This is a genomic window from Acetobacter papayae JCM 25143 (assembly GCF_000613285.1).
Lineage (GTDB): Bacteria > Pseudomonadota > Alphaproteobacteria > Acetobacterales > Acetobacteraceae > Acetobacter > Acetobacter papayae.
The window spans coordinates 1-3,468 of record NZ_BAIN01000122.1; the positions used below are offsets into that span (position 1 = coordinate 1).

3 protein-coding genes and 1 pseudogene are annotated in these 3,468 nt (G+C 61.0%); all 4 read right to left on the reverse strand.

Annotated elements, in window-relative coordinates; translation table 11 throughout:
• Positions 1 to 432, reverse strand: a pseudogene (locus JCM25143_RS24495) (hypothetical protein); the annotation flags it as partial.
• A 145-nt stretch (positions 433 to 577) separates the two neighbouring features.
• Positions 578 to 1,048, reverse strand: a complete 471-nt coding sequence (gene pal / locus JCM25143_RS14675) for a peptidoglycan-associated lipoprotein Pal (protein WP_025861774.1) — start codon at positions 1,046 to 1,048, stop codon at positions 578 to 580.
• 351 nt (positions 1,049 to 1,399) lie between these two features.
• On the reverse strand, positions 1,400 to 2,770 hold the full coding sequence (gene tolB, locus JCM25143_RS14685; RefSeq protein ID WP_025861775.1) for a Tol-Pal system beta propeller repeat protein TolB: 1,371 nt from the start codon (positions 2,768 to 2,770) through the stop codon (positions 1,400 to 1,402).
• Positions 2,771 to 2,796: 26 nt separating this feature from the next.
• Positions 2,797 to 3,468 (reverse strand): hypothetical protein (locus tag JCM25143_RS14690; protein ID WP_025861777.1); only part of this gene is annotated, 672 nt, incomplete at its 5' end.

Below are 3,468 nucleotides of genomic sequence, written 5' to 3' on the forward strand. Positions count from 1 at the left end.
CGTGGAGGCCGCGGCTCCGGCGGCGGCACCACCGCCACCATTCTGGGCAGCAAACTGGTTATCGCCAATCTGCTTGGCGAGTGCTGCGGTCTTTTGCTGGAGGTCGTTGGTCAACTGGTCGATTTCGCCGCGCATATCGCGCTGCTGCTGCTCCAGCGTGCTGACACGCTCCAGCAACTGGGAAACCAGATCCCCATTGGCCGCTGTCCCGCCCGTAGACGCGACCGGGGGAGCGCTATCGCCGCCCCGTGCGGACTGAGCCTGTTCGAGTTCCTGCCTGAGCGCCAGAATCTGATTCTGCAAGGCAATGCCTTCACGGCTGGAAACATCCTGCGCCCAGCCTGCGGGTGCTGTCGTGGCCAGCAATGCCACCACACCCAACGCCGCCAAACCCTGTCGCGCACCCTGCCCTGTCATGACTCTGGCCTTCATGGGAACCTCTCGCTTGCTTTCCTGTCGGGCAAGGATTTCACCATTGTGCCCGGCAAAATCAAGTACGTAAAAAACAAAACAGGCCGGGCCTTTGGGGCCCGGCCTGTCAGCCGATCAGATCAGAAATTCAGAAATACTGAAATTCTTACTTAACGGAGGTAATGGCGTTACGGTTCTGCGCCCAAGCTTCCTCGTTGTCGCCAAGAGCCGTGGGACGGTCCTTGCCATAGGAAATGGTGGAGATGCGCGAAGACGTCACACCCTTGGACACCAGGAAGTCACGCGCGGCGTTAGCGCGGCGCTGGCCCAGGGCGATGTTGTATTCTTCGGTGCCGCGGTCATCGCAGTTACCAGCGACTTCAACGTTAACCTGCTGATACTTCGCCATCCAGTCAGCCTGCTTCTGCAGGGTGGCTTTTGCGTCGTCCTTCAGGCCGCTCTTGTTGAGATCAAAGAACACGCGGTCGCCAACATTGGCAACGAGGTCAGCTTCGCTGCCCGGAACCGGGCCAGACGGCATGCTCGCACCCGTAGAGGCGCCGGTGTTCGCCTTTTCATTCGCGCAGGCTGACAGAAGAGCAACCATACCAAGCGCGGCAACAACTTTCAGTCTCATGTGTCGGATCCTGAGAACTAGCCCCAAAAGGGAGCTATTCGGAGAAAAAAGAGTTAATAACCTTGTATCCCCTCGCACCCTCCAGCTCCTCTGCGAATCCCTTCGAAGAGCCGACGAATTTTGGAGACCAATTCGCCCTAAGCCATAGCTTATCGGCGGGGTCAAGTTCCATTTCAATTTGTCATGACTGGCATGACAATACTGATACCGAAACGACACAGTCCTGAGGGAAAACCTGTGTTCATCCCTTTGAACTCACGTAGTTTTGTACGGCTTTCTACCGCCATTTTCTGGCCCTGTCGTCTCTCACGCACACGGCGTGGAGACTCCAAGGCACAAAAATATTGTGGCTCAGCCGTTCAGCGGCGACCATGTGGGGTCAGACGCCTGTTCGGGCGTGGACACCACACGGTCGTTAAAGCCGGTAATGTCCACCATACCGATCCCGGAGCTGAACCCGCTACCACCGGCCCCGGCCCGTGTCTGGCGGCAATAGACCAGCACACGCCCGTTGGGGCAGAAGCTCGGGTTTTCCACGGTAAAGCCTTCGGTCATGATCCGTTCGCCCGTGCCGTCCGGTGCCATGACACCGAGCGAGAAAGCGTTGTTGGCAATCCGCGTAAAGGCAATCAGATCCCCACGGGGCGACCATACCGGCGTGCCATACGTGCCCTGCCCGTAGGAAATACGACGAGCAGCGCCACCCGTAGCCGGCATGATGTAGAGCTGAGGCGCACCCCCACGGTCGGAGTTGAACACGATCTGCGAGCCGTCAGGGCTGAAACTGGGGCTGGTGTCGATCGCGCCGGATGCCGTGATCTGCCGCCGCACGCCCGAGGACAGGTCAACCGTATACAGGTCAGACCCACCATTGCGCGTGACCGACAGCACAACCGTATGCCCATCGGGTGAGAAATGCGGTGCGAAGGAAATGCCCTGGAAGTCGCCCAGAACCCGCTGCCGCCCCGTGCTGAGGTTGAACAGATACACGCGCGGCCGGTCATTGGCGTAGGACATGAACGCGATTTCATCCCGCGTGGGGCTGAAGCGCGGCGTCAGGGTCAGCCAGCGGCCTGCCGTCAGCATGCGGCAGTTTGCCCCATCCTGATCCATGATCGCGAGCCGCGTGGTCTGGCGCCCACGGGGGCCGTTACGCGAAATGAAGGCGATGCGGGTATCGAAATAGCCTTTTTCGCCCAGCATGCGCTCATAGATCACATCGCCCACGATATGGGCGATACGACGCCAGTTAGCGGCTGAGGTGGTGTAGGCCGTGCCCTGAATCTGCTGGTGCGCCAGCACATCCCACAGGCGGATTTCCACCCGCACGGACGAGCCGCTGCCCGTAACACTACCCGTCACCTGCGCATGGGCACCCATGGCCTTGGCGGCGGCAAAGTCGGGCGTGCCTGCATTGGCCCCACCGGGAATGACCTTGAACAGCCCTGTGGTGTTCAGGTCGTTGGTCAGCACCTGTGCGATCTGCTGCCCCAGCCCTGAACCAAGGTCAGGCACGATAATGGGGATAGGAGCCGTACGCGCCTGATCGACGGTGATTTCAGCCTCGGCCCCCGAAGTCGCCGCGCGGGCAGTCCCTTCAAGCGGCACGGCCAGAATTCCAGCAGCAGCCAGACCGCCGCCCAACAGCGTGCGACGGCGCAGGCTGCTCGCAAGCAGATCGGCTTCCTGATCGGAAATAAGAGGCCGGGTACTTTTCAGCATGTTTTGTCCTCCCTCTGGCCTGATTTTCAAGGCCTGAACACAAATTTCAACTGCTGGGTCTGCCCGAGCAGTTCCTTTGGAATGGGCAGTTTGGCGCAGGTCGGATTCAGCACGGCGGCACGGGCCCGCTCGGCCAGTGCGCGGTATGATGAATCCGCGTCCATACGCGCCTGGGTTTCCGGCGAGAACTGCACGATACGCGCCTCACCCGTGCCATCGACCGTCACCACCAGATGCGCGACAAAAGTGGCGTAATCCTTCGCTGCCGTATCCTCGGTGTAGCAGCGGCGTACCTGTGCGCCGATGGCTTTCTGCTGGCCAACGCTCAGGCTGCCGACAATATTACCAACGGGCGAACCACCGCCACCGGGCGCGCCACCCGCCAGCGGGTTTGCACGCGCCTTGGGCGGGTGGGTCTGTTTCTGATCCGTGCGGAAGGCATCAAGCGTTGCCAGCAGCGAATGCGTGTCCGGCACGGATTTCTTGACCTTGTTCGGCTGGGTGATGTGCGAGGGCACCACCATGTCCGGCACCTGATCGGCCTGCTGCGTAATAGGGGCAGGCGGCGCCACCATGGGCGACGGCTTGACCGGTGCAGGCGGCGAAGGTGGCGTTTTGACAGCCTCGGGCGAGGGTTCCTCCGCCTTGGGGGGCAGCGGGTCGTCTGGCAGCTTTTCCACCTGAGGCTCAGGCGGAGG